Origin of the sequence: Phenylobacterium sp., assembly GCF_965229015.1 — a bacterium.
GTDB lineage: Bacteria > Pseudomonadota > Alphaproteobacteria > Caulobacterales > Caulobacteraceae > Phenylobacterium.
This window is the reverse complement of sequence record NZ_CBDDIM010000001.1, coordinates 40,944-65,341: the sequence shown is the minus strand read 5'-3', so window position 1 is coordinate 65,341 and position 24,398 is coordinate 40,944. Positions and strand designations below refer to the sequence as shown.

25 protein-coding genes are annotated in these 24,398 nt (G+C 69.5%); 18 read left to right on the top strand and 7 right to left on the bottom strand.

The annotated features are described in order from the left end of the window. Positions 1-205: 205 nt before the first annotated feature. Complete coding sequence (locus tag ACO06I_RS00325) at positions 206-385, top strand: hypothetical protein (RefSeq protein WP_421930640.1); 180 nt, start codon at positions 206-208, stop codon at positions 383-385. 37 nt (positions 386-422) lie between these two features. On the opposite strand, the gene ACO06I_RS00320 is transcribed toward ACO06I_RS00325, so the two are convergent. Then, the gene (locus tag ACO06I_RS00320) at positions 423-941 is read right to left on the bottom strand and encodes a GNAT family N-acetyltransferase (protein WP_421930639.1); all 519 of its coding nucleotides are present in this window, start codon (positions 939-941) and stop codon (positions 423-425) included. 101 nt (positions 942-1,042) lie between these two features. Between ACO06I_RS00320 and ACO06I_RS00315 the strand changes: the two genes are divergently transcribed. Together ACO06I_RS00315 and ACO06I_RS00310 are read left to right on the top strand one after the other, a co-directional pair. Continuing rightward, complete coding sequence (locus ACO06I_RS00315; protein ID WP_421930638.1) at positions 1,043-1,843, top strand: SDR family NAD(P)-dependent oxidoreductase; 801 nt, start codon at positions 1,043-1,045, stop codon at positions 1,841-1,843. A gap of 10 nt (positions 1,844-1,853) precedes the next feature. Next, a complete protein-coding gene (locus tag ACO06I_RS00310) occupies positions 1,854-2,354 on the top strand; it encodes an AAA family ATPase (protein ID WP_421930637.1) in 501 nt (166 codons plus the stop codon). A gap of 6 nt (positions 2,355-2,360) precedes the next feature. On the opposite strand, the gene ACO06I_RS00305 is transcribed toward ACO06I_RS00310, so the two are convergent. After that, positions 2,361-2,993, bottom strand: coding sequence for a glutathione S-transferase family protein (locus tag ACO06I_RS00305; RefSeq protein ID WP_421930636.1), 633 nt, complete (start codon positions 2,991-2,993; stop codon positions 2,361-2,363). Between the two features lie 227 nt (positions 2,994-3,220). Here ACO06I_RS00305 and greA point away from each other — a divergent pair, with 227 nt between their 5' ends. From greA to ACO06I_RS00275, 6 genes are all read left to right on the top strand, one after another. Further along, positions 3,221-3,694 carry a transcription elongation factor GreA gene (greA, locus tag ACO06I_RS00300; protein ID WP_421930635.1) on the top strand — a complete coding sequence of 158 codons (474 nt, stop codon included), beginning with the start codon at positions 3,221-3,223 and terminating at the stop codon, positions 3,692-3,694. An 87-nt stretch (positions 3,695-3,781) separates the two neighbouring features. After that, on the top strand, positions 3,782-4,774 hold the full coding sequence (locus ACO06I_RS00295) for a mitochondrial fission ELM1 family protein (RefSeq protein ID WP_421930634.1): 993 nt from the start codon (positions 3,782-3,784) through the stop codon (positions 4,772-4,774). After that, the gene (locus ACO06I_RS00290; protein WP_421930633.1) at positions 4,771-5,232 is read left to right on the top strand and encodes a GNAT family N-acetyltransferase; all 462 of its coding nucleotides are present in this window, start codon (positions 4,771-4,773) and stop codon (positions 5,230-5,232) included. Before ACO06I_RS00295 ends, ACO06I_RS00290 begins: the two co-directional genes overlap by 4 nt. 105 nt (positions 5,233-5,337) lie before the next feature. Next, positions 5,338-6,102, top strand: a complete 765-nt coding sequence (locus ACO06I_RS00285; RefSeq protein WP_421930632.1) for an SDR family oxidoreductase — start codon at positions 5,338-5,340, stop codon at positions 6,100-6,102. A 66-nt stretch (positions 6,103-6,168) separates the two neighbouring features. Then, the gene (pseG, locus tag ACO06I_RS00280) at positions 6,169-7,236 is read left to right on the top strand and encodes a UDP-2,4-diacetamido-2,4,6-trideoxy-beta-L-altropyranose hydrolase (RefSeq protein WP_421930631.1); all 1,068 of its coding nucleotides are present in this window, start codon (positions 6,169-6,171) and stop codon (positions 7,234-7,236) included. A gap of 74 nt (positions 7,237-7,310) precedes the next feature. Beyond that, positions 7,311-8,597 (top strand): flagellin modification protein FlmF, encoded by a 1,287-nt coding sequence (locus ACO06I_RS00275; protein WP_421930630.1) that lies wholly within the window; start codon positions 7,311-7,313, stop codon positions 8,595-8,597. Here ACO06I_RS00275 and pseI read toward each other — a convergent pair. From pseI to ACO06I_RS00260, 3 genes are all read right to left on the bottom strand, one after another. Continuing rightward, entirely contained in the window at positions 8,594-9,649 is a 1,056-nt protein-coding gene (pseI, locus tag ACO06I_RS00270) for a pseudaminic acid synthase (RefSeq protein WP_421930629.1), read from the bottom strand. The two genes, ACO06I_RS00275 and pseI, sit on opposite strands and share 4 nt — an antisense overlap. Before the next feature lie 73 nt (positions 9,650-9,722). Continuing rightward, entirely contained in the window at positions 9,723-10,934 is a 1,212-nt protein-coding gene (locus ACO06I_RS00265) for a calcium-binding protein (RefSeq protein ID WP_421930628.1), read from the bottom strand. A gap of 100 nt (positions 10,935-11,034) precedes the next feature. Next, on the bottom strand, positions 11,035-12,558 hold the full coding sequence (locus tag ACO06I_RS00260; RefSeq protein WP_421930627.1) for an MFS transporter: 1,524 nt from the start codon (positions 12,556-12,558) through the stop codon (positions 11,035-11,037). Positions 12,559-12,755: 197 nt separating this feature from the next. Here ACO06I_RS00260 and trxB point away from each other — a divergent pair, with 197 nt between their 5' ends. Both trxB and ACO06I_RS00250 read left to right on the top strand, forming a co-directional pair. Beyond that, positions 12,756-13,766: a thioredoxin-disulfide reductase gene (gene trxB / locus ACO06I_RS00255; protein ID WP_421930626.1), complete on the top strand. Its 1,011-nt coding sequence runs from the start codon at positions 12,756-12,758 to the stop codon at positions 13,764-13,766. 64 nt (positions 13,767-13,830) lie between these two features. Continuing rightward, a complete protein-coding gene (locus tag ACO06I_RS00250; protein WP_421930625.1) occupies positions 13,831-15,129 on the top strand; it encodes a UDP-N-acetylglucosamine 1-carboxyvinyltransferase in 1,299 nt (432 codons plus the stop codon). A gap of 6 nt (positions 15,130-15,135) precedes the next feature. Here the strand turns inward: ACO06I_RS00250 and ACO06I_RS00245 are convergent, their stop codons facing one another. Then, a complete protein-coding gene (locus ACO06I_RS00245; protein ID WP_421930624.1) occupies positions 15,136-15,327 on the bottom strand; it encodes a YgaP family membrane protein in 192 nt (63 codons plus the stop codon). Positions 15,328-15,483: 156 nt separating this feature from the next. Here ACO06I_RS00245 and ACO06I_RS00240 point away from each other — a divergent pair, with 156 nt between their 5' ends. Together ACO06I_RS00240 and ACO06I_RS00235 are read left to right on the top strand one after the other, a co-directional pair. After that, positions 15,484-16,311: an AraC family transcriptional regulator gene (locus tag ACO06I_RS00240; RefSeq protein WP_421930623.1), complete on the top strand. Its 828-nt coding sequence runs from the start codon at positions 15,484-15,486 to the stop codon at positions 16,309-16,311. Between the two features lie 17 nt (positions 16,312-16,328). Next, on the top strand, positions 16,329-16,811 hold the full coding sequence (locus tag ACO06I_RS00235; RefSeq protein WP_421930622.1) for a GNAT family N-acetyltransferase: 483 nt from the start codon (positions 16,329-16,331) through the stop codon (positions 16,809-16,811). 3 nt (positions 16,812-16,814) lie between these two features. Here the strand turns inward: ACO06I_RS00235 and ACO06I_RS00230 are convergent, their stop codons facing one another. Then, positions 16,815-17,975, bottom strand: coding sequence for a cell wall hydrolase (locus ACO06I_RS00230; protein WP_421930621.1), 1,161 nt, complete (start codon positions 17,973-17,975; stop codon positions 16,815-16,817). A gap of 168 nt (positions 17,976-18,143) precedes the next feature. Between ACO06I_RS00230 and ACO06I_RS00225 the strand changes: the two genes are divergently transcribed. From ACO06I_RS00225 to ACO06I_RS00205, 5 genes are all read left to right on the top strand, one after another. Further along, the gene (locus ACO06I_RS00225) at positions 18,144-20,522 is read left to right on the top strand and encodes a PAS domain-containing protein (protein ID WP_421930620.1); all 2,379 of its coding nucleotides are present in this window, start codon (positions 18,144-18,146) and stop codon (positions 20,520-20,522) included. A 155-nt stretch (positions 20,523-20,677) separates the two neighbouring features. Beyond that, entirely contained in the window at positions 20,678-21,760 is a 1,083-nt protein-coding gene (gene nadA, locus ACO06I_RS00220; protein WP_421930619.1) for a quinolinate synthase NadA, read from the top strand. Position 21,761: 1 nt separating this feature from the next. Then, the gene (locus ACO06I_RS00215; protein WP_421930618.1) at positions 21,762-23,288 is read left to right on the top strand and encodes an L-aspartate oxidase; all 1,527 of its coding nucleotides are present in this window, start codon (positions 21,762-21,764) and stop codon (positions 23,286-23,288) included. After that, complete coding sequence (nadC, locus tag ACO06I_RS00210; RefSeq protein ID WP_421930617.1) at positions 23,285-24,130, top strand: carboxylating nicotinate-nucleotide diphosphorylase; 846 nt, start codon at positions 23,285-23,287, stop codon at positions 24,128-24,130. The genes ACO06I_RS00215 and nadC overlap by 4 nt, the downstream gene beginning before the upstream one ends. Before the next feature lie 59 nt (positions 24,131-24,189). Continuing rightward, positions 24,190-24,387, top strand: coding sequence for a hypothetical protein (locus ACO06I_RS00205; protein ID WP_421930616.1), 198 nt, complete (start codon positions 24,190-24,192; stop codon positions 24,385-24,387). Positions 24,388-24,398 lie beyond the last annotated feature (11 nt).

The following is a 24,398-nucleotide window of genomic DNA, read 5'->3' as shown; positions in this document are numbered from 1 at the left end:
CCCGCTACACAACAGCTTGACCAGAGGCCGCGACAATTGACCGAACGCGGTTTGGGGAGCACGCTCCGGTTGTCGCCTTGCTTCGGCAGGCGCGAAGGGCGTGCTTCCGGCGGCCCCTGATGACTGACCGGACTAAGCCCTAGAGGGCGCCTGTCGCAGTCTGGCGTGAGGACTTGTTCCTCCAACAGAATGCGAGGGAAACGCCATGTCAGAAGACCTCAAGACCGGCGAAGGCGCCGTCCATCACCACAAGAACCGGCACCTCTATGAACGTTTCGAGGGGCTGATCGGCGTGTTGATGGTCGCCGCGGTCGTCGTGCTGGCCATCGGGCTGATCTACGGCGTCATGACCACCGGCGACTCGACGCCCGCCTGGATGCGCTAGAGCCAACCGGCGGCCTGGTCTGGCCGCGGGACGCCCTTCAGAGCGTCCGCGCCAGCACCGGGTCGTCGTAGACCCTGGCGCCGACCTTGAACTTGCGCACGCCCACCTCCACGAAACCCTGGCGGGCGTAGAAGGCTATTGCGCGCTCATTTTCGCGATAGACTCCCAACAGCATGCGGCCAAATCCCGCCGCCCGGGCGCTCTCCAGCGCCGCCGCCAACAGCCGCCCGCCCAGACCCGAGCCGTGGAACCTGTGCAGCAGGTAGATCCGCTTCAGCTCGACATCGCCGGCCTCCGAGGGCGTCGGCAGGTCCGGCGGGCAGAGCACGGCGTAGCCCACCGGCGCCTGCCCCTCCGCCATCTCCGCGATCCACAGCCGATGGTCGGGCCTGGCCAGGGCCCGGGCGTAAAAGGCCTCCCCATGCTCCGTGGCGCAGTGGTCGAGGATGTCGGCCACCGGCAGGGTCCCGGCATAGGTCTCTAGGAAGGTGGCCTGCCCCACCAGGGCGAGCGCCGCGGCGTCGCCGGGGCCGCAGGGCCGGATCGTGATGCTCATGCTCGCGCATCTAGCACGGCTGACGCTGCGTGATGCTGGCGAAGACCCCGGCCCTGCGCTAGGCGTCAGGCAAGTTCGAACAACAGGTCTGGGGAAACGACATGGCGGGACGCGTTTCAGGCAAGGTGGCGCTGATCACCGGCGGGGCGAGCGGCATCGGGCGCGGTTGCGCCGAGCGGCTGGCCGAGGAAGGCGCGACGGTCGTCATCACCGACCTGCAGGACGACAAGGGCGCGGAACTGGCTGCGGCCATCACCGCCAAGGGCGGCAAGGCTCAGTATCATCACCACGACGTCACCTCCGAGGAGGCCTGGATGAAGGTGGCCGCGGCCATCAAGGCCGACCACGGCCGGCTCGACATCCTGGTCAACAACGCCGGCATCGGCATCTCCGGCTCGGTGCTGGACATGGCCCTCAGCGACTTCCAGCGCCAGGTGGCGATCAATCTCGATGGCGTCTTCCTGGGCGTGAAGCACTCGATCCCGGTGATGCGCCTCAGCGGCCAGGGGGGCTCGATCATCAACATGTCCTCGGTGGCCGGCCTCAAGGGCTCGGCGATCCTGGCCGGCTACTGCGCCACCAAGGGCGGCGTGCGCCTGTTCACCAAGGCCGTGGCCATGGAATGCGCCGGCGCCAAGGACGGCATCCGGGTCAATTCCGTCCATCCCGGCATCATCGAGACCCCGATCTGGGACTCCATCGTCGGCACCGGCGAGCCCGGCGACAACGCCCGTCCGCCCCGCCCCATCGTGCTGGACGCCATGAGCCAGGACGCGGTGCCGCTGGGGGTGAAGGGCTATCCCCTGGACATCGCCAACGGCGTCCTCTGGCTGGCCTCCGATGAGAGCCGCTATGTCACCGGCGCCGAATTGGTCATCGACGGCGGCCTCTCCGTGAAGTAACCGGCGGCCCATGACCGCCACCCTGCACGTGATCTTCGGCCCCTCGGGCGCCGGCAAGTCCACCTACGCCCAGCAGCTCGCCCGCCGCGAGCCGGCGATCTGCTTCGCCATCGACGAGTGGATGGCCCGGCTGTTTGCCGCCGACATGCCCGAGCCGTTGGAGTTCGAGTGGATGATGAGCCGGGTCGAGCGTTGCGAGGCGCAGATCTGGTCGGTGGCCGCGGCCGCCATGGCCGCCGGGACCTCGGTGGTCCTGGACCTTGGCCTGATGCGCAGGTCGGACCGGGCGCGGGTCGCCGAGATCGCGGAGGCCTGCGAACTGCCGATCCAGTTCCACTTCGTCACCGCCGCCCCGGAGGTCCGCCGCGCGCGGGTGCTGGAGCGCAACGAGGTGCGCGGCGAGACCTTCGCCATCGAGGTCAGCCCCGACATGTTCGACTTCATCGAAGGCGTCTACGAGGCGCCCGAGGCCGAGGAGCTGAGGGGCGCCATCGTCTCGGAGAGCGCCTGACGGCGCTCAGCGCATCGGCGGGAACAGGTGGGCCGGCCAGGTGGCGTCGGCGGCCCGGTGATAGGCCTCCCGGTGGGTCAGGCGGGCGTTGTAGTCCAGCAGCACCGGATGCTCCGGCAGCTCCTTGCGATAGAGCGAGGTGGAGATCACCGAGCCCAGCATGACGTCGGCGGCCGAGAACCGGTCCCCCAGCAGGTAGTTTCGGCCCTTCAGGCTCTCGGTCAGGACGTGGACGACGTCCTCATAGTCGCCAAAGCCGGTCTCGCGGCCGGGCAGGTCGATGTGCTTGCCGTGCAGCACCAGCAGCGGCTCCAGCACCGCCGTCGAATAGACCATCCACTTCAGATAGGCGCCGCGTTCGACCTCGTCGATCTTGGGCGCCAGGGTCCCGTAGCCGTAGCGGTCGGCCAGATAGAGGCAGATGGCCGGGTTCTCGCTCACCACCACCTTGCCGTCGGTGATGGTGGGCACCTTTCCCGACGGATTGAGCTTCAGGTACTCGGGCTTCTTCTGGTCGCCCTTGGCGATGTCGACGGTCTGGACCTGGAAGGCGACGCCCAGCTCCTCCAGCAACCAGTAGGCCGTGAAGGCCCGGCTGGCGGGCGAGTGGTAGAGGGTGATCCCTCGCTTGGCGGCCATGACGTGTCGTCTTTCGTTGCAGCGCCAATCTAGGCGCCCCGCCCGACGGGCGCCACCGCGCCCGGCCGTTTGCGCCCCGGTTCTGCGACGCAAATCCGGCCGCGGGGATTATGCTGCATTGCACCCCTTGAGTTTTCACACCCTGGCTTCTATCCTCTATCCCCCCGGTCGCCTGCGCCCGCGGCCGGAACACAAACCCAAGGGCGAACCCGAGTCACCTATCTGCCATGGAAAAAGTCCCGATGACCGCCGAGGGCTATCAAGCCCTCGACGAAGACCTGAAGCGTTTGAAAACCCTGGAGCGACCAGCAGTGATCGCGGCCATCTCGGAAGCTCGCCAGCATGGTGACCTCTCGGAAAACGCCGAATACCACGCTGCGAAGGAGCGCCAAGGCTGGATTGAAGGCCAAATCGCCGACATTGAAGATCGGATGGCCCGCGCACAGGTCATCGACGTGTCCAAACTTTCCGGCACTCAGGTAAAGTTCGGCGCCACGGTCTCCGTCGTCGACGAGGACACCGAGGACGAGGCTCGCTACCAGATCGTTGGCGAGCATGAGGCCGACGTGAAGTCGGGCAAGATCTCCATCGCCTCTCCGATCGCGCGCGCGATGATCGGCAAGGAGATGGGCGATGTCGTCGAGGTCAACACCCCCGGCGGCACCAAGGCCTACGAGATCCTCAAGGTCGAGTGGGTCTAGCTAGGTCTTAGCTGAGACAAAAAGGTCGTTATGGTGAAGCTGGCGAGAGTCAGCTTCCCGACTCGCGCCTGAACACGGAACCTGCGCTTGGCGAAATCCCCCGACACGCCGCCGCTCGTCATCTGGGCCGTCTCCGACGGGCGCGCCGGGATGGAAAGCCAGGTCGTGGGCCTGGCCAACGCCATCGCGGCCAAGCGCAAGGCGCAGGTGGTGGTCAAGCGCGTCGCCTGGAAGGGCCGCATCGGCCGTCTGCCCTGGTGGCTGAACCCCTTCCCGCTGCGGGCCCTCAAGCCCGAGAGCGGGATCGCCCCGCCGTGGCCCGACATCTGGCTGGCCGCCGGCCGCGCCACCCTGCCGCTCTCCATTCGCCTCAAGGCCTGGTCGAAGAACACCACCCTCGTGGTTCAGACCCAGGACCCGCGGATGCCCACCGGCCTGTTCGACCTGGTGATCCCGCCCAAGCATGACCGGCTGCAGGGGGAGAACGTCTTTCCCATCACCGGCTCCCCCAACGGGATCAACGCCAAGCGCCTGAAGGCCGAACTCGCCCGCTTCAAGAAGCTGATCGATCCCCTGCCCCGGCCCCGGGTGGCCGTGGTGATCGGCGGCAAGTCCAAGGCCCACAACCTGTCGGTGGAGCGCGCCGCGGCCATCGCCCACGAGATCGAGCTGCCGATCGCCCAGGAGGGCGGCTCGGTGATGGTCACCTTCTCCCGCCGCACCCCGGACGCCGCCCGCGCCCTGCTGACCGCGCGGCTGAAGCACATGCCGGGCGTGATCTGGGATGGCGAGGGCGAGAACCCCTATTTCGCCTTCCTGGCGGCGGCCGACTACATCCTGGTGACCGAGGATTCCACCAACATGGCCACCGACGCGGCCTCCACGGGCAAGCCAGTCTTCATCGTCAAGATGGAGGGGGAGAGCCTGAAGTTCCGCCTGTTCCACGAGGATCTGGAACGGCTGGGCGCCGCCCGGCCCTTCGGCGGCGCCTTCCACAAATGGAAATACCCGCCCCTGGCCGAGACCGACCGGGCCGCGGCCGAGGTGCTGCGCCGTTATGACGAGCGGACTCCCGCGTGAGCGTCGAGATCCGCCCCGCGACGCCCGCCGACCTGGCCGCCATCCTGGCCCTGGACCCGGTGGCCCGCCGCGAGGAGCGCCGCCACGATTATGTCAGCCGCGCCGTGGCCGGCGACCGGGGCATGGACGTCCGCGTGCTGGTGCTCGACGACGAGGTCGCCGGCTACGCCATCATGGCCGAGTTCTTCGGCCACCCCTTCCTGGAGCGCATCTACACCGGCGAACGCTTCCTGCGCCGGGGGGTGGCCGGCGCCCTGATGGCCAATATCGAGGCCAACTTCGAGGGCGACCGCATGTTCGTCTCCTGCAACGAGTCCAACGAGGTGATGCGCACCCTGCTGGTGGCCCGCGGCTACCGGGTCTCGGGCATGGTGGAGAACCTGGATCCCGGCGATCCGGAGCTGTTCTTCGTGATCTTCCGCGACGCCCTGGACGCCGCCATCGAGGCCGCCAGCTAAGGTCCGATGCCGGGTCCGGTCGCCGCCAGACCCGGTCTCTACGCCCACCTATGAACACCACCTCGGCGGGCCGCTCCGGCCCGCTCATATCGGAAGGGTGGTCTCATGGCCGTGCTCAGGAACAAGGTCGCCATCGTCACGGGCGCCAGCTCGGGAATTGGGGAAGCCGTGGCCAAGCTTTTCGCCCGAGAAGGCGCCAAGGTCGTGGTCACGGCGCGCCGTGAAGCGGAATTGTCGGCCCTGGTGGAGGAGATCGCCCGTCACGGCGGCGACGCGGTCGCCGTGCCCGGCGACCTCCGCGACGAGGCCCTGGGCCAAGCCCTCGTGGAGACCGCCACCGCCCGGTTCGGCGGTCTGGACATCGCCTTCAACAACGCCGGGGCCATGGGGGAGATGGCTCCCGCGCCGGAGATTTCGGCCGACGGCTGGCGCGCCACCCTGGAGACCAACCTCACCAGCGCCTTCCTCTGCGCCAAGCACCAGATTCCGGCCATGGTCCTGCGCGGCGGCGGTTCGATCATCTTCACCTCCAGCTTCGTCGGCCACACGATCGGCTTTCCCGGCATGGCGGCCTATGCGGCCAGCAAGGCCGGCATGGTCGGACTCACCCAGGTGATCGCCGCGGAATTCGGCGTCCAAGGGATCCGCGCCAACGCCATCCTGCCCGGCGGGACCGACACCGCCGCCGGCCGTGAAGTGGCCAGCACGCCGGAGGCCCGCGCCTTCATCGCCCAGCTGAACGCGCTAAAGCGTCTGGCCGAACCCGAGGAGATCGCCCGCTCGGTCCTCTACCTGGCCTCCGACGCCTCCAGCTTCATGACCGGGTCGGCCATGCTGGTGGACGGAGGTGTCTCGATCAACCGGACCTGATCCTCCACACCTGCGCGCTAGAGCCGCCTTTCCTCCGCCCCGCTTTCGGCCTTCCATGGGCCGCAGATGATTCCCGCCCGCCCCCGCATCCTGTTCGTCGCCAACGCCGGCCCCGAGGTCGGCGGCGGCCACGTCATGCGCTGCATCACCCTGGCCCGGGCCCTCGGGGAGCGGGGCGCCGAGTGCGCCTTTGTCTGCACCTCGGCGGTGGCGGCCCTGCTGGAGGTCTTCGGCCCGGAGCTGCCCCGCGAGGAGGCCACATCCCTCGAGCCGGACGACATCGCCGACGCCTTGACCGGCGTGCGCTTCGACGCGGTGGTCTTCGATCACTACGGCCTGTCGCGCAGCCACCACGAGGCCCTGGCCAAGGGGCGCTCCACCCTGGTGATCGACGACCTGGCCGACCGGCCGCTGGCGGCCAATGTGGTGCTGGACTCCGGCCCGGGCCGCCAGGCCAGCGACTACGCCCTGTTCACCGACCAGAAGACGCGCCTGCTGCTGGGCCCCGAATACGCCCCCGTCCGGCCGGAGTTCGCCCATCTGCGCAACGCCGCCCTGTCGCGGCGCGGAGGCGAGGTGCGCCGCGTGCTGGTGGCGCTCGGCCTCACCGACGTCGGCGGCGTCACCGCCCGGGTGGTGGAGCGCCTGCGGCAGAGGCTGAGCGGCGTGGCCCTGGAGGTGGTGCTGGGGGCCGGTGCGCCGAGCCTGCCCGGGCTGCTGAAGATCGCCAACCGCGACCCGCGCATGACCATCCACGTCGACACCCAGGAGATGGCGCGACTGATCCTCGAGGCCGATATCGCCATCGGGGCGGCGGGCTCCAGCATCTGGGAACGCTGCGTCCTGGGTCTGCCCTCGGCCATCCTGGTCCTGGCCCAGAACCAGCAGGGCGCCGCCGCCGCCCTGGCCGAGCGCGAGGCCGCCCTGGTGATCGACGTCAACGCTGACAATCTGGACGCCCGGATCGACCGGGCCATCGTGCGACTGATGACCGACGCGGACCTGCGCGCCGGGCTGAGCGCCGCCAGCGCCGCCATCTGCGACGGCCTGGGCGCCGGCCGGGCGGCCGAGGCCTTCCTGCAGGTGATCGCCAGCCGCGACAGCCTGCCTCACCCCGAGCCGTCTCAACCTTAACGCTCTTTTCGCAACCGGGGGCGCACGATCCTGGAAACGCGGGGAGGGCGCCGAACGCGCCCCATGACGACGGTATGGACGAACTTGGCTTGATCCGGGGCGCGCAGGCTCCGAGCGTCCGCATCATCGGCGGCGGGCTCACCGGCATACTGGCCGCCTTCGAGGCCCATCGCCTCGGCTGTCGTCGCATCGAACTCCACGAGCGCTTCGACCAGCTCGGCGGAAGCGCCTGGCCCCGCCGCGACCATGGCCTGGAGCTGCGCCCCGAGCGCCTCTATTTCGGCCAGGCCGGCGACCCGGCCCGCGCCCTGCTGGAGGCCAACGGCCTGGCCTTCGAGGATTTCGAGAACCGCTTCGGCTCGGTCAGCCCGGCTCCCGGCGGCGACCTGGTCTTCACCCACGACTTCGAAGGCCCGGCCCTGCGCACCCGAAAGCTGGACCTCGGGCCGGTCACCGGCGACAGCCTGGCCGACAGGATCCGCGCCTATCCCCATGATATCGCCCAGCAACTGACTCGCTATTCGCAGTGGGCCCTGGGCGCCTGGCTCGACGAGGTTTCGGCCGAGGCGGCCATGCCCCTGGGGATCAAGCGCGTCCACGCCACCCAGATCGAGACCTGTGAACTGGCGCGGGCCAAGCGCGCCGACCCGGTCTATGACGGCATGTACGGCATTCCCCGCGCCCTGTGGGGCCGGCTGCAGAACCTGACCGCCAGCCTGCCCGCCGAGGGCTTCCAGACCTTCTTCCAGCGCTGCCGCGCGGCCCTGGAGCGGTTGGGCGTGACGATCCACACCGCCTCGATGGTCTCGCCGCAGCGGGCCTTCGCCGCCCGCGAGGCCGGCGAGCTGGTGGTCTGGGCCGCTGACCCGACCCCGCTGTTCTCGCCGCTGGATCTGGAGCCGCCCAGGCGCCTGGCCAAGAGCCTGGTGAGCTACATCTTCAAGGCCCGCTACGCCGGGCCCCTGCCCTTCCATGTGCGCAATTTCACCGCCGAGGGCGCGGTCTTCCGGATCCACCTCTATGAGTGTCGGGGCCAGGCCCTGCTGAGCGCCGAGTGCGTGGCCGAGGTGTCCGACAGCGACCTGCGCCGCGAGGTTCACCGGCTGATGTCGGGCTTCGGCGGCGCCTCGCTGCACCTGGACGAGACCCTGTCGATCCAGATCGAGCCGCGCTGGGGCCAGCACTCGGTGGACGCCGCGCGCAAGCTGTCGAACCTGCACGGCGCCCTGGCCCGCAGCCAGGGGGCCAGCTTCGTGGCCGGCGCCTGGGAGGCCCAGAATCCGTCGGCCTCCTTGGCGGAGATCTCGGTGTCCCTCGTTCGGGCGCTCGACCTGCAGCAGGCCGAGGCGGTCGCCGCCTAGCCCACCATATCCCAGGCCAGGGGCTCGCCCCGCTTGAGATCGCGAGCGGCGGGCCTGCCCAGCACCTTTTCGAGGTCGGCCGGCGGCAGGCCGTTTCCGGGCCGGATCGAGCGGACATTGGCCCGGCTCAGGACGTCGCCCGCCTTCACGTCGGCGCTGACATAGAGTGAGCGGCGGAACTGGCGGTTGGCCTTTTCCGAGCCCAGCAGGTCGTAGTGGGCGACGCCGAGCGCCATCCAGGCGTCCTTGCAGTCGCGCACCAGGCCCGTGAATTCCGCGGGCTCCAGGCTGAAGGCGGCGTCGGGGCCGCCGTCCGACCTCGCCAGGGTGAAGTGCTTCTCGATCACGCAGGCGCCGAGGGCGATGGCGGCGATGGAGGCCGCGGCCCCATGGGTGTGGTCCGACAGGCCGATGGGGCAGTCGAAGCGCCGGGCCATGTCCGCCACGGTCCGCACATTGGCGTCCTCCAGGGCGGCCGGGTAGCTGGAGACGCAGTGCAGCAGGACCACGCCCGGGGCGCCGGCGGCCAGCGCTGTGTCGCGGGCGGCGGTCATCTCGGCCAGGTTGGCCATGCCCGTGGAGATGATCAGCGGCTTGCCCTTGGCCGCCGCGTAGGCGATCAGCGGCAGGTCGATGGCCTCGAAGGAGGCGATCTTGAAGGCCGGCGCCCCCAGGCTGTCCAGCAGATCCACCGCGGTCTCGTCGAAGGGGCTGGAGAACAGGGTCACCCCCTGCTCGGCGGCGCGGGCGAACAGGGCGGCGTGCCACTCATAGGGGGTCTGGGCCTCCTGATAGAGCTCGTAGAGGCTGCGCCCGTCCCACAGGCCCCCGTGGATTTTGAACTCCGGCCGGTCGACGTCCATGGTGATGGTGTCGGCGGTGTAGGTCTGGATCTTTATGGCGTCGCAGCCGGTGTCGGCGGCCGCGTCGATCATGGTGAGCGCCCGGTCCAGACTGCCGTTGTGGTTCCCCGACAGCTCGCAGATCACATAGGGCTCGCTGTCGGCCCCGATCCTGCGGCCGGCGATCTCGATGTGGGGGGCGTCAGACATGGGGCGACCGGAAAGCTTAGGTCCCTACCTTAGCCCGCCCCGTTGAAGCAGGCGTTAACCACGCGACCCGGCGCTAGCCCAGGGAGATCCAGCCGGAAGGCAGCGCAGAGGCCGTCACGCCGACGAGGACGATGCGATCCGCGCCGCCGAGGTCGATCACCGTGTCGGCGCTCTCCTGACGGACGCTGTAGGGTGGCGCGCCGTCGAGGATCACCCGATCACCCTCGGCGTAGTTGAAGTCGATCACCCGATCGAGGCCGCCGTCGACGAAGGCGTGGAACATGTCGGCCCCCGCGCCGCCCGAGATGGTGTCATCTCCCCGATCGCCCCAGAGCAGGTCGTTCCCACCGCCGCCATCGACACTGTCATTGGCCTGCCCGCCGCGCACCCAGTCATCGCCGTCCCCGCCGAGACAAGTATCGGCGCCGAGATTTCCGTAGACCACGTCTCCACCGGCCTCGCCCACCAGCAGGTCATCGTCCTTGCCGCCGACCACCCAGTCGTCACCCGCCCCCCCGCGCAGGGTGTCGTTCCCCATGTTGCCGTGCATGTCGTCGAAGGCTTCGCCGCCGGTCAGACTGTCATTGCCGGCCTCACCGCGCAGGAGGTTGAAGCCACCGGCCGGCTCCACCCCGTTGACACCCGCGCCCGCAAATAGAATGTCATCCCCGTCTCCCCCCATCAGGGTGTCAGAGCCAAGCCCTCCGCCCAGGGTGTCGGCGGCGGCCGAACCCACCAGGGAATCGTTGCCCTCGCCGCCTTCCAGGCCCTCGATGGAAACGAAGGTGGCGAAGGTTCGCGGGTAGTAGTCGTACAAGGGCCCGCTTCGGCCCCAGCCCTCCGCGCTCTGTGCAAAGCCTAGCGACAGGTCGGCGATCACATTCCCTGCAAAGGGTGACTGGCCGTCGCGTATGGTCCCAAATGATATGGTGTCCCGGCCAGGCCCGCCGTCGATGCGATTCTCGGACGCCCCACCGCTCATCGTCGAGTGGTCGATGATGAAGAAGACGTCGTCGCCCCCACCACCACTTAGCGTGTTGGCGCCCTGCCCTCCAAATATGGCGTCTGTCTGCTCGGTCCCGACGATGCTGTCGTTGCCGATCCAGCCGTGAAGCCAGGCAGCATAGGCTGGGTTGTGGGCGGCGCCGACCACGGTGTCGTTCCCCGCGTCGCCGTAGGCTTCCTGCCCGCCGGACAGACTGTCGTCGCCGCCACCGCCGCGGATGGAGCTATTGTCCGGAGTACCGACCAAGGTGTCGGGCCCGATCGTTCCGATGATCGACATGCGTTAATCCCCCACCTCCGATAGAAAGGGGTGGCCGCAACACGTCAAGAGTGCTCGCCCGCGGCGGCCTGCCACGCCCTCACGATGACGAGAGGCGGTCCTAGGCCGGCTTGGCTCCCGGGACCGCCAGGTCCGAACCGTCGACGCCGCCCTCGGTCTCCACCACGACCGCCCCCAGGGCGGCGACCTCCTCAAGCTTGGCGAGGTTGGCCTCGTGGCCGGCGCGGTCGAGGCGGTAGAACATGATGGCGGCGATGGCCATCAGGGCGAACAGGGCCGTGGCGGGCAGGTACAGCAGGGCCAGGTGGGTCATGACGGCCGGGTCCAGGGTCTCGGGCTTGGCCTTGTCGGGCATGCCCACCCAAAGCAGCAGGAAGCCGGGGATGATGCTGGCCACTGAGCCGGCGATCTTCTGCAGGACGTTGTCGGCCGACAGCAGGAGGCCCTCCGACCGGCGGCCGGTGGCCAGCTGCGACTCCTCCACCACGTCGGCGATCATCGAGGCGGTGAGGATGGCCGCGGCCGTGGCGAAGGCGCCGTAGAGCGTCCGGTCCAGGAGCAGGATGGCGGTCAGCCCGCTGGTGCCGTTCCACGACTGGGGAATGATCCCCAGCAGGCGCAGGCTGATCGGGGTCAGAGTCGTCGCCAGGGCCAGACCCATCAGGATCGCGCAGGCCCGCTTCTTGCCGTACCAGCGCGACAGCAGGGGGGCGAAGACCAGGGCCAGCAGACTGCCCAGCATGGTTCCCCCGACGATGAAGGCCAGGTTCCCCGACCCCATGCCCCACAGGTAGGTCTGGAAGTAGATGTTGAGGCCGTTGCTGAGGCCGGCGCCGACGCCGACGAACAGGGCCGAGAGCGACACCACCAGGAAGTTGCGGTTGGACATGGTGACCAGCATCTCCCTGACCACCGTCAGGATGCTGATGCTGCGCGCCGCGGGCTGGTGCAGGAAGGGGATGAACCTCTGGGTCGCCAGGCAGGCCACCAGGATCGAGAAGATCATCAGTCCCCCCACCACCAGGGCGTAGGGGGCGTAGCCCTCGGGATTGAGCTGACCGCGGATCCTCTCGCCGTTCGGCCCCACCTTGTCCTTGAGGAACACCAGCCAGCCCATGACCGCGGCCGCGCTGCTGGCGAAGATGGCGAAGAAGTAGCGGAAGGTCAGAAGCTGGGTGCGGTCGTGATAGGCCGGCGCCAGTTCCGGGGTCAGGGCCGTGGCCGGCACCTCGTAGAGGCTGATGGTCGCCTTGGCCGCGATGACCATCACGATCATGTAGCCGGTGATCGCCGCGTCGGACCAGCCCTGGGGCGGATGGAACAGGGCCACCAGGGTGACGGCGGCCGGCAGGGCGGCGAAGTACATGAACGGGTGCCGCCGCCCCCACCGGGAGCGCCAGTTGTCGGAAATCTGCCCGATGAAGGGGTCCCAGAGGGCGTCGAAGAAGATGGTGACCGCCAGGCCGATGCTGACCCAGTGCGGCGGCAGGCCGACGATCTGGTTGTAGTAGAGCAGCAGCAGTCCCATGAGCTGGGTCTTCACCCCGAACGCCACGGTGCCGAAGCCGTAGGCCAGCTTGATGGGCAGGGTCAGTTTGGGCCGGCGGGCCGCGACATCGCTCACGAGGCTTCCTCCTTATGCTTGAGCCGATTGCGCCTGAATTCCGCGCCTCGACCAAGTCACGTTCCGGCGCCGCGACCTCCGCAGCTGCCGGCGTTTTGCCGAAGTTGTCCCGGCGTCATGTTGCGGGGATGTTTCTGGCGCGGGCCGATCATCGGCCCCAGGGTGCGCAAAGGCGGAATCTCTCCTACATAGGCGACATGTCCGAGACCAAAGCCCCCCGCTCCGTCCGCTGCCTGATCGTGGGCTCCGGCCCCGCCGGCTACACCGCCGCCGTCTACGCCGCGCGCGCCCTGCTCAAGCCGGTGCTGATCCAGGGCATCCAGCCCGGCGGCCAGCTGACCATCACCACCGAGGTGGAGAACTATCCGGGCTTCGCCGAGGCCATCCAGGGCCCCTGGCTGATGGAGCAGATGCAGGCCCAGGCGCAGCACGTCGGGACCGAGATCATCAACGACATCGTGGTCAGCGCCGACCTGTCGCACCGGCCCTTCCGCCTCACCACCGACAGCGGCGAGACCTGGCTGGCCGAGACCCTGATCATCGCCACCGGCGCCCAGGCCAAGTGGCTGGGCCTGGACAGCGAGCAGAGGTTCCAGGGCTTCGGCGTATCGGCCTGCGCCACCTGCGACGGCTTCTTCTACCGCGGCAAGAACGTGGTGGTCGTAGGCGGCGGCAACACCGCCGTCGAGGAGGCGCTGTTCCTCACCAACTTCGCGGCCAAGGTCACCATCGTCCACCGCAAGGACGAGTTCCGCGCCGAGAAGATCCTGCAGGAGCGCCTGTTCGCCCACCCGAAAATCGAGGTGATCTGGGACTCCTCCGTGGACGAGGTCACAGGCGACACCGACCCCATGGGGGTGACCGGCGTGCGGCTGAGGAACGTCAAGACCGGCGCGACCCGCGAGGTCCCCTGCGACGGGGTGTTCGTGGCCATCGGCCACGCCCCGGCCTCGGAGCTGTTCAAGGGCCAGCTGGAGATGGACGCCGCCGGCTATCTGAAGGTGAAGCCCGGCTCGGCCGCCACCGCCATCAAGGGGGTCTACGCGGCCGGCGACGTCACCGACGACGTCTACCGACAGGCGGTCACCGCCGCCGGCATGGGCTGCATGGCCGCCCTGGAGGCCGTGCGCCTGCTGGCCGAGGAAGACCACGCCCGGGACAACCACCCCATCAGCCATCACGAGGCCGAGCGCATCGGCGTCTGGTGACTTTCCACCCGGCCTGATCTAGTCCGACCCAACACTTCCGCCCGAAAAGACGAGGCCGCCGGCCATGACCAACCTGATCGTGAGAGGCGGACGCGCCCTGCGCGGAACCATCACGCCCTCGGCCAACAAGAACGCGGTGCTGCCGGTCCTGTGCGCCACCCTGCTGACCGACCAGCCCATCGTCCTGCACCGGGTTCCGGACATAACAGATGTCCGCAAGATCCTGGAATTCTTCGGGAAACTTGGCTCCTCCGTCGACATGGATTACGCCACGGGCACGCTCAAGCTGCGGCACGGCGAGGGCCTGAACCCCAAGGAAGCTCACCTGCCGCTGGGCATGCGCTCGACCCTGATGCTGATCCCCGCCCTGCTCTACCGGTTCGGGGCCGCCAGCATCGAGGAGGACGTCACCGGCTGCACCCTCGGCGTCCGCGAGATCGACCCGCATATCGAGGTCTTCGAGAGCTTCGGCGCCCAGATCGACCGCAAGCCCGAGGCGATCTTCATCAAGACGCCCAAGGGCTTCGCCACCACCGACCACTGGCTGGACTACGCCTCGGTCACCACCACCGAGAACTTCATCCTCTGCGCCGCCACCGCCAGGGGCCGCTCACAGATCACCAACGCCGCCTGCGAGCCCCACGTGCAGGAGTTCTGCGGGTTCCTGGCCATGATGGGCGCCAGGCTGGAGGGGGTCGGCGGCTCGCGGATCATCGTCGAGGGGGTGAGCAGCCTGTCGGGGGCGGAGTTCACCTTCGCCGACGACTTCCACGAGGTGGCGACCTTCCTGGCCATGGGCGCCATGACCGGCGGCGACATCGCGGTGAAGAACGGGTCGGTGGACCAGTTCCCCCTGCTGGACCGCACCTTCGCCAAGTTCGGCGTCGAGATCACCCACAAGGACGGCTGGAGCCGCGCCAAGGTCGACGGGACCATGCGGGTGCGCCAGCCCTTCACCGCCAACATCCTGCAGAAGGTGGAGGCCGCGCCCTGGCCCTATGTGCCGGCCGACCTGCTGCCGATCTTCGTGGCGCTCGGCGTGCGGGCCGAGGGCCAGTGCATGTTCTGGAACAAGGTCTATGAGGGCGCGCTGGGCTGGTCCTCGGAACTGGGCAAGTTCGGCGCCCACTCCCTGCTGTGCGACCCCCACCGCCTGATCACCTTCGGCGGCAAGCCCCTGGTGCCCGCCGAGGTGGAGAGCCCCTACATCATCCGGGTCGCCATCGCGCTGTTCATGCTGGCCGCCAGCATCGAGGGCGAGAGCACCATCCTCAACGCCGCCCCCATCCAGCGGGCGCATCCCAAGTTCGTCGAGAACCTCAACGCGCTCGGCGCCGACGTGTCGTGGGTGGCGGGGGATTGATCATCTTCAGCCAGCCCGCCCGCAGGTGTTGATGCGCAACAGGGCGTAGAGGGGACAGTAGCCGACAAGGCCGGTCAGCAGGGGTACGAGGCCGGCATAGCCCCAAGGGGTCTTGGGTCCCACGAAGACCAGGGCCAGGAGGCCCAGGCCGACCACAACGCGCAGGGCGCGGTCGAGACCGCCTTCGTTCGTCTTCACCTTCATCTCCATGCGGAATTGCGGCCCCTTTGCGGGTCGCTTCCACATCAGCATGCCGCCCGGCGTGACGGGGCGCTTTGAGGCGCATCAATCCCCACAGGAGGTCCCCCAAACTCCGCAAGCGCGATCAAGGGTGGCTCGGCTAGGCTCTTCCCCATGAACCGGCCCGTCACCCGCGAGAGCTATGCCCGCCGCCTGAACCGGGTGGCGGAGCACATCTGGGCGCATCTGGACGCGCCCCTGGACCTGGCGCAGTTGGCGGAGGTCGCCTGCCTGTCACCCTTCCATTTCCACCGCATCTATCGCGCCATGATCGGCGAGACCGTCGCCGAGACCGTGAGCCGCCTGCGCCTGCAAAGGGCCTCGATGGAGCTGGCCCGCGGCCAGGCGCCGATCGGGGAGATCGCCGTCCGCGCCGGCTACGCCTCGAACCCGGCCTTCACCCGCGCCTTCCGCGCCGCCTATGACCAGACGCCCGCCGCCTTTCGAGCGGCGCGGCGCCGAAATTCGGGAGCCGACCCCATGACCGTCGAGATCCAGGACCGCCCGCCGATGCGGATCGCCACCGTGCCGCACAAGGGACCGCCGCAGCAGATCGGCCAGGCCTTCGACCGGCTGATGGCCTGGGCCGGACCCAAGGGCGTGGTGATGCCCCCGGCCGTGGGGGTGGCGGTCTATCTGGATGACATGTCGGTGGTTCCGCCCGCCGAACAGCGGGCCCTGGCCGGGATCACGGTCGGGCCGGAGGTGGCCGGCGACGAGACGGTGACGATCCACGAAGTCCCGGCAGGCCGCTATGCGGTTCTGCTCTATCGGGGCCCCTACGCCCAGATCGGCACGGGCTACGAAGAGCTGTTCGGCTGGCTGCCCACCAGCGGCGAGGAGCCGGCCCACGCCCCCTGCGTGGAGGTCAACCTGAACGATCCCCGCAAGACCGCGCCCGCCGACCTTCTGACCGAGCTGTGCCTTCCCCTCAAGGCCTGAAGGCGTAAGCTCCCTCGATGATCCGTCACGCCACCGCCGCCGACCACGCCGCCATCCGCGAGGTCAATGTCGCCGCCTTCGGCCAACCCGACGAGGCCGACCTGATCGAGCGGCTGAGGGCCGATGGCGACAAGGTCTTCGAGTTGGTGGCCGAGGAGGACGGCGCGGTGGTGGGCCACATCCTCTACAGCCGGCTGTGGGCCGACAGCGTGAACCTCTACGCGGCCCTGGCTCCCATGGCGGTGCGCCCCGACCGGCAGAAGTCCGGGGTCGGTTCGCGGCTGGTGAAGGCCTCCCTCGAGACCGCCCGCGAGTTCGGCGCCCACGCGGTCATCGTCCTGGGCCATCCGGACTACTATCCCAGGTTCGGCTTCACCCCTGAGGCGGCCAGGACGGTGAAGGCCCTGTACTCCGGCAGCCCCGCCTTCATGGCCCTGGAGATCGAGGACGGCGCCCTGGCCGAGCCGGTGATGGTGGCCTATCCCGACGCCTTCGGCTGACCCCTATTCGGGCGGCGGGACGGCGAGGGGCGCGGCTGGTGTGGCGACAGGGGCCTCCATGGCGGCCAGGGACTCGTTGATCTTCTTGATCTCTTCCGGGGTCGGCTTGCGGCGCGGGGCGAACAGGGTTCCCAGCACCCGGGTGCGCTCGCCCCCGACGGCCAGGGGATCGACCACATTGTAGGTGCGGACCTCGCCGGCCACCGAGAGGGTCACCGTGCGGCCGGCCGGCACCCCCTGGCCCTCCGGATCGAACAGGCCCTGGGTGCGGGCGTCGAGGCCGCCGAGGATGGCCGGCGACAGATAGGCCTCGCCCCCGGCATAGCGGCCGGTGAAGGCCGGCGGCTCACCCCAGGGACCGGTCCAGCGATAGAAGATGTGGGCCCCGATCTGCTTCATCTTCACCAGGGTCGGCGCCCAGTAGGGGGCGACATAGACGGCGTGATAGTGGGTGGCCGAACCCACGCCCTTGACCACGTAGCCGTTGAGGGCGTGCTGGGCGACGTCCAGGGCCCGAGCCCACAGGCCGGGCTCCGGCGCACGGGCCAAAGCGCCGTCGCAGGTGAAGGTGAACTGGCATCCGGTGGCCCGCGCCGCGCCCTGATAGACCACCCCGCAGACACTCTTGGGATAGGCGGGGTGGCGCAGGCGGTTCAGCACCACCTGGGCCACGGCCTCCTGGCCCAGCTGCGGTTCACGGGCGGATTCGTAATAGACCGCCTGGGCCAGGCACTTCAGGGCCCGGCTCCCGTCCTGGCTGTCGACCGCCAGCTTGAAGGGCTTCATCGGCCGGATCGGCAGGGTGGAGAAGGGCCTCAGCGCATTGATCTCCTCGGCCGCCTGGTCCACCGCCGCGCCGAAGCCGAGGTCGGGCGGGGTTCGCAGATCCAGGCTCGCCCAGCCGACCGGCCGGCCCCAGAGGTCGGGCTGGCGCACCGGATCGTGGCGCCGCGCCAGGGCCAGCATGGCCGGGTCCATGTCGGCGGTCAGGCGCCTGAGCCCCTGCTCGGACAGGCCCTCGGCGACCGTGGCCACGCCCTTCAGCCGGCCGTCGCCGCGCGGCACGTAGTAGGTGGTGGCGCACCCTGCCAGGGCCACGGCGCCCAGGAGGCCGATGGCGCTGGCGCGGCGGTCGAGGCGGGAACGAAGGCTCAGCTTGCGCACTTTTCGGTGTTCGGGTCGGTCAGTCTAGCAGGGAAGGCGGCGGAGATTCGACGGCCAACGGGCGAAACCAGGGAAAGGCTGCGGGACGGGGAATATCCTCAGTTGCGCGCCCCCGCCAGCGGTCCCATGCTCGGGGCAACGAGAACCGGGACCGCGGGATCCTTGGCGATGACGCCCGACGAGTGGCCGTTCCGACTGATCCCGCGACGCCCGCCCGCGTTCCTGGCCGCCCTGGCGCTGAGCATCGCCGCGATGGCCCTGGCCATTGGCGTACGCGGCGTGCTGCTGGGCTGGCCCAACGCCACAGGCCTTTCGACCACCTACTTCCCGGCCTTCATCCTCATCACCCTCTATGGCGGCCAGCGCTGGGGTTGGGCCGGGCTGGCGGCGGCCCTGCTCCTGGGGGCGACGAATCGAGCCAGCCTGCCGGTTGGAATCTCCGAGTCGGGGATTTTCATCATGTTCTTGGTCTCGGGGGGCGTCACGGTCATCGTGGCCAACGCCCTGCGCCAAAGCCTGGTGCGCCTGGAGGCCGCCCGCCGCGACCAGGAGACCACCCAGACGGCCCTGGACCGCAGCGAGGCGCGGCTGCGCCTGGCCCAGGACGCCGGCAGCGTGGGACTGTGGGACTGGGATGTCGCCACCGGCGAGGGGGTCTGGTCCCCGACTCTCTACCGAAATCTCGGTCTCGACCCGGTGCGCGACGCCAATGTCCGCAGCCTGCTGGACATGGTCCATCCCGACGACCGGGAGCGGGTGCGCCAGGTCAATATCGCCGCGGTCAAGGACGGCCGCATGGACCCCATCGAATACCGGGTGATCTGGCCGGACGGCTCGATCCACTGGCTGCTGTCGCGCGGCGAGATGCTGCGGGACGACGACGGCAGGATCGTTCGGGCCGTCGGGGTCAATATCGACGTCACCGAGCGGCGCATGGCCTTCGAGCAGGTGCGCGAGAGCGAGGCCCGCTTCCGGGCCCTGGCCGACAGCGCCCCGGTGCTGCTGTGGATCTCGAAGTCCGACGGCCAGCGGGAGTTCGCCAACCAGGCCTATCTGGACTTCCTGGGCGCGTCTTACGAGGAGGCCCTGAGGTTCGACTGGCGCCAGTGTCTGCACCCTGACGACCTGCCCCGCATCCTGCAGGAGCAGGTGGCCGGCGAGGCGTCGCGCACGCTGTTCAACCTGGAGGCCCGCTACCGGCGCGCCGACGGGGAGCTGCGCTGGATCCGCTCCTTCTCCCAGCCGCGCTACGGCCCCGACGGGGAGTTCATCGGCTTCATCGGCATCGCCTTCGACGTCACCGACGCCAAACGGGCGGAGGCGGACCTCAAGCATATCAATGACCTGCTGGCGGAACGTGTCCAGGCCGCCCTGGCCGAGCGGGACGAGGCCGAGGCCGCCCTGCGCCACGCCCAGAAGCTGGAGGCCGTGGGCCAGCTCACCGGCGGGGTGGCCCACGACTTCAACAACCTGCTGACGGTGATCATCGGCGCCCTGGACCTGATCCAACGCCGCCCGGAGGACGCCGAGCGCCGCGAGCGGATGATCGAGGCGGCCCTGGGCGCCGCGCGGCGCGGCGAGCGCCTGACCGGTCAGCTGCTGGCCTTCTCGCGCCGCCAGGCCCTGAAGCCCGAGGCGGTCCGGGTCGATGACCTGCTGACCAGTTCGGAGCCCCTGCTGCGGCGGGCGGTGGGCGAGGCGGTCAGCCTGATCATGGCCCCGGCCGCCCCCGGCGCCGTGGCCATGGTCGACACCGGACAGTTCGAGGCCGCGGTGATGAACCTGGTGGTCAACGCCCGCGACGCCGTGGCCAGCGGCGGCTCCATCCGGGTGGAGAGCGCCGCCTGCGACCTGGCCGAGGGCGAGGTTTCCGAGATCCCCGCCGGCCGCTACGTCCGGGTGGTCGTGCACGACACCGGGATCGGCATGGACGAGGCCACCATGGCCCGGGTGTTCGACCCCTTCTTCACCACCAAGGAGATCGGCAAGGGCACGGGGCTGGGCCTCTCCCAGGTCTACGGTTTCGCCCGTCAGAGCGGCGGCGGGGTGGCCATCGATTCCGCCCCTGGTAAGGGCGCCTCGGTGCGGCTCTACCTGCCCCGCTCCGAGGTCACGCCGGAGGCGGCCGAACCGGAGGCGGCCGCCACGGCGCGCGGACCGGGCCTCAGGGTGCTGCTGGTGGAGGACGACGCGGAGGTCGGCGACCTGGTGACCGCCATGCTGGAGGACCTGAACCACCAGGTGTTCCGGGCCGACGGCGCCGTGGCCTTCGAGCGGTTCATGGCGCGCGGCCAGGTCTTCGACCTGCTGCTCACCGACCTGATCATGCCTGGGCCCCGTACCGGGGTGGACCTGGCGCACGAAGCCGTGAAGGCGCGGCCCGGCCTACCGGTGATCCTCTCCTCCGGCTATACGGGCGAGACCCTGTCCTCGGCCGACGGCGCGCCCTGGCCCTTGCTGCGCAAGCCCTACTCCGCCGACGACCTGGCCCAGGCCATCGAGGCGATCATGGCCGACCGTCCCCACGCCCTGGCCTCGCGCCCCTGAACAACGCCCCTTGTGATGGGGCGAACACGGGTCTATATGTCTGTCATTGGTTTTGCTCTAATTGAGCATATCCAAGACGCCGAGGAGGCCGAGAGTGTTTCCCGGCGTTTTTTGAGGCGGAAGAAATGCTCACATTGAGCATAAGGAGGACGCCAGTGGCCGACGGTTTCCAGTTCGCGTTCACGCCGGAAGTGGACAAAGCCACCCTGCCCCTGTGGGAAAAGGTGAAGAGCCACGTCACCCCGATGGAGTGGCGTCTGCAGGCTCCGCTGATCGCCGAGATCAACAGGATCAAGCGCGAGAAGAACGCGGTGATCCTGGCCCACAACTACATGACGCCGGAGATCTTCCACGGGGTCGGCGACTATGTCGGCGACAGCCTGGGCCTGGCCAAGGAAGCCGCCAAGTCGCAGGCCAGCATCATCGTCCAGGCCGGCGTGCACTTCATGGCCGAGACCTCCAAGATCCTGTCGCCCGACAAGACCGTTCTGATCCCCGACCTGCGCGCCGGCTGCAGCCTGGCCTCCTCGATCACCGGCGCCGACGTGCGCCTGATCAAGCAGCGCTATCCGGGCCTGCCGGTGGTGACCTATGTGAACACCACCGCCGAGGTGAAGGCCGAGACCGATGTCTGCTGCACGTCGGCCAACGCCGTCCAGGTGGTGGAGCATGTGGCCCGCGAATGGGGCGTCGACCGGGTGATCCTGATCCCCGACGAGTTCCTGGCCCGCAACGTCGCCCGTCAGACCGACATCAAGATCATCGCCTGGAAGGGCCGCTGCGAGGTGCATGAGCGCTTCACCGCCGCCGACATCCTGGAGCTGAAGGCGGCCTATCCCCAGGCGCAGATCCTGGCCCATCCGGAATGCCCGACCGAGGTGCTGGAGGTCTCCGACTTCGCCGGCTCGACCGCGGCCATGAACGACTATGTCCTGACCCGCAAGCCCAAGCAGGTTGTGCTGATCACCGAATGCTCCATGGCCGACAACGTCGCCATCGACGCGGTGGACACCGAGTTCGTGCGGCCCTGCAACCTGTGCCCGCACATGAAGAAGATCACGCTGGAGAACATCTACGAGGCCCTGGTGGAAAACCGCTACGAGGTCACCGTCGATCCGGCGATCGCCGACCGCGCCCGCCTGGCCGTGCAGCGGATGATCGACCTGCCGCCGCCCCTGGTCCCGGCCCGCTACGACCTGGTCAAGGCCCGCCACCACGTGGACGTGGAGCTGATCTGAGGTGGCCGACCGCATCCACCATGACGGCGTCCTGATCGTCGGCGCGGGCCTGGCCGGTCTGTCGGCCGCGCTCTCGGCCGCGCCGCGCAGCGTGCTTCTGCTCACCGGCGCGCCCCTGAACCAGGGCTGCTCCTCGGCCTGGGCCCAGGGCGGCATGGCCGCGGCCCTGTCGGCCGACGACGCCCCGGCCCTGCACGCCGCCGACACCATCGCCGCCGGCGCGGGGCTGGTGGATCCGGCCATGGCCCACCTGCTGGCCAAGGAGGGCCCCGCCGCCGTCCGCCACCTGGCCGACCTCGGCGCCCCGTTCGACCGCGACGCCAGCGGCGCCTTCGCCACCAGCCTGGAGGCCGCCCACTCCCGCAGCCGCGTCGCCCGGGTGAAGGGCGACCAGGCCGGCCGCGCCATCATGGAGGCCGTGGTCCAGACCGCTTTGTCGTCGCGGCATATCGAGGTTCGGGCCGGTATGCGCCTGCGCGGCGTGCTGCATGACCTGGGCGGCCGGATCCGCGGCGTCGTGGCCGAGCAGGCCGGACGCCTGATCGAGATCACCGCGCCCGCCACCCTGTTCGCCACCGGCGGCATCGGCGGCCTCTACGCCGTCACCACCACCCCGGCCGAGCTGCAGGGCGAAGGCCTGGCGCTCGCCGCCCTCGCCGGTGCCACCATCGCCGATCCCGAGTTCGTCCAGTTCCATCCGACGGCCATCGACATCGGCCGCGATCCCGCGCCCCTGGCCACCGAGGCCCTGCGCGGCGAAGGCGCCAAGCTGATCAATTCGGCCGGCGAGCTGTTCATGGCCGCCTACCATCCCGACGCGGAGCTGGCGCCCCGGGACGTGGTGGCCCGCGCCATCCATGCCGAGCTGGCCGCCGGGCGCGGCGCCTTCCTCGACGCCCGCGCCGCCGTGGGCGCCCACTTCCCCGAGGAGTTCCCGGCCGTCTTCGCCGCCTGCCTGTCGGGGGGCATCGATCCGCGGGTCCAGCCGATCCCGGTGGCGCCGGCCTGCCACTACCACATGGGCGGCGTCGTCACCGACGCCAACGGGCAGACCTCGCTCGAGGGCCTGTTCGCCGCCGGCGAGTGCGCGTCGACCGGCGTGCACGGCGCCAACCGCCTGGCCTCCAACTCCCTGCTGGAGGCCGCCGTCTTCGGGACCCGCGCCGGCAAGGCCGCCCGCGAGCAGCGGGAGGTCGCCACCGGCCCCCTGCGCCGCATCCTGACCCCCGAGCTGCCGCCCGAGGCCCTGGCCGCCCTGCGCATCGGCATGAGCCGCGACGCGGGCGTGGTCCGTGACGCCGCGGGCCTGACCAACCTGCTGTCCGAGATCGACGGCTTCGAAGCCGCCCACGGCCGCGCCGGCCCGCTGGTGGCCGCCCGCCTGGTCGCCCAGTGCGCGCTGGACCGCAAGGAGAGCCGCGGCGGCCACTACCGCAGCGACTATCCCGAACCGCTGCCGCCCAAGCGGACCTTCGTCACCCTCGCCGAGGTCGCGGCCAGCGATCCCTTGAGCTTCGCGGCCGAATGATCGAACCCCTTCCCGACCTGCTGATCGAACCCATCGTGCGCCTGGCGCTTGCCGAAGACCTCGGCCGGGCGGGCGACGTCACCGCCCAGGCCTGCATCGACGCCGACGCGGTGATGAGCGTGGTGTTCGCCAACCGCCAGGCCGGCGTGATCTCGGGTCTGGCCTGCGCGCGCCTGGCGATCCTGGCCCTCGATCCCAAGGCCAGCTTCGAGGCCGTGGTGAAGGACGGGGCCCAGGTCGAGGCCGGCGCCGTCCTGGCCAAGGTCACCGGCAATGCCCGCGCCATCCTTTCGGCCGAGCGCACGGCGCTGAACCTGATGGGCCGGCTCTCCGGGGTCGCCTCCCTGACGCGGGCCTATGTGGATCGGATCGACGGCACCGGAGCCCGCATCGTCGACACCCGGAAGACCACCCCGGGCCTGCGCCACCTCGAGAAATACGCCGTGCGCTGCGGCGGCGGGGTCAACCACCGCTTCGGCCTGGATGACGCCATCCTGATCAAGGACAACCACGTCGCGGCCTGCGGCGGGGTGGCCAATGCGCTCAAGCGCGCGCGGGCCTTCGCCGGTCACCTGACCAAGGTGGAGCTGGAGGTCGACAGCCTGGAGCAGCTGCGCGAGGCCCTGCCCCACGGGGCCGACGTCATCATGCTGGACAATTTCAGTCCCGACGACCTGAAGGCCGCCGTGGCCCTGGCCGGCGGCAAGGTGGTCCTAGAGGCCTCGGGCGGGGTGAACCTGCAGACCGTGCGCGCCATCGCCGAGAGCGGAGTCCAGGTGATCAGCGTCGGCGCCCTGACCCACTCCGCGCCGGTGCTCGACATCGGCCTCGACGCCGTCTGAAATCCGGGAACAGGCGGTAGCGTCAATGGGTTCTCCTTCCAGACGAGGAAACCCAGACCATGTCCAAAGCCCCTCCCATCCCGGCCGCACAACAGCCGCGCGGTGGCGCCAAGCCAGATATCGAAGGCGACAGCTCCGATCGTCGCGCCGCCGATCTGCAGACCGGCGACGGGGAGGCGAACCTGCGTGAGCAGGGCGCTCAGGGAAACATCGCCCAGAACGTCGACACCGTGCAGCACAAATCGCGCGGCGACTGAGCGGCTTGAGT

Bases quoted from the DNA above. Each gene is read 5' to 3' on its own strand.
- ACO06I_RS00325 (WP_421930640.1), top strand. From the start codon at position 206: ATGTCAGAAGACCTCAAGACCGGCGAAGGCGCCGTCCATCACCACAAG.
- ACO06I_RS00320 (WP_421930639.1), bottom strand. From the start codon at position 941: ATGAGCATCACGATCCGGCCCTGCGGCCCCGGCGACGCCGCGGCGCTC.
- ACO06I_RS00315 (WP_421930638.1), top strand. From the start codon at position 1,043: ATGGCGGGACGCGTTTCAGGCAAGGTGGCGCTGATCACCGGCGGGGCG.
- ACO06I_RS00310 (WP_421930637.1), top strand. From the start codon at position 1,854: ATGACCGCCACCCTGCACGTGATCTTCGGCCCCTCGGGCGCCGGCAAG.
- ACO06I_RS00305 (WP_421930636.1), bottom strand. From the start codon at position 2,993: ATGGCCGCCAAGCGAGGGATCACCCTCTACCACTCGCCCGCCAGCCGG.
- greA (WP_421930635.1), top strand. From the start codon at position 3,221: ATGGAAAAAGTCCCGATGACCGCCGAGGGCTATCAAGCCCTCGACGAA.
- ACO06I_RS00285 (WP_421930632.1), top strand. From the start codon at position 5,338: ATGGCCGTGCTCAGGAACAAGGTCGCCATCGTCACGGGCGCCAGCTCG.
- pseG (WP_421930631.1), top strand. From the start codon at position 6,169: ATGATTCCCGCCCGCCCCCGCATCCTGTTCGTCGCCAACGCCGGCCCC.
- ACO06I_RS00275 (WP_421930630.1), top strand. From the start codon at position 7,311: ATGGACGAACTTGGCTTGATCCGGGGCGCGCAGGCTCCGAGCGTCCGC.
- pseI (WP_421930629.1), bottom strand. From the start codon at position 9,649: ATGTCTGACGCCCCCCACATCGAGATCGCCGGCCGCAGGATCGGGGCC.
- ACO06I_RS00265 (WP_421930628.1), bottom strand. From the start codon at position 10,934: ATGTCGATCATCGGAACGATCGGGCCCGACACCTTGGTCGGTACTCCG.
- trxB (WP_421930626.1), top strand. From the start codon at position 12,756: ATGTCCGAGACCAAAGCCCCCCGCTCCGTCCGCTGCCTGATCGTGGGC.
- ACO06I_RS00250 (WP_421930625.1), top strand. From the start codon at position 13,831: ATGACCAACCTGATCGTGAGAGGCGGACGCGCCCTGCGCGGAACCATC.
- ACO06I_RS00240 (WP_421930623.1), top strand. From the start codon at position 15,484: ATGAACCGGCCCGTCACCCGCGAGAGCTATGCCCGCCGCCTGAACCGG.
- ACO06I_RS00235 (WP_421930622.1), top strand. From the start codon at position 16,329: ATGATCCGTCACGCCACCGCCGCCGACCACGCCGCCATCCGCGAGGTC.
- ACO06I_RS00225 (WP_421930620.1), top strand. From the start codon at position 18,144: ATGACGCCCGACGAGTGGCCGTTCCGACTGATCCCGCGACGCCCGCCC.
- nadC (WP_421930617.1), top strand. From the start codon at position 23,285: ATGATCGAACCCCTTCCCGACCTGCTGATCGAACCCATCGTGCGCCTG.
- ACO06I_RS00205 (WP_421930616.1), top strand. From the start codon at position 24,190: ATGTCCAAAGCCCCTCCCATCCCGGCCGCACAACAGCCGCGCGGTGGC.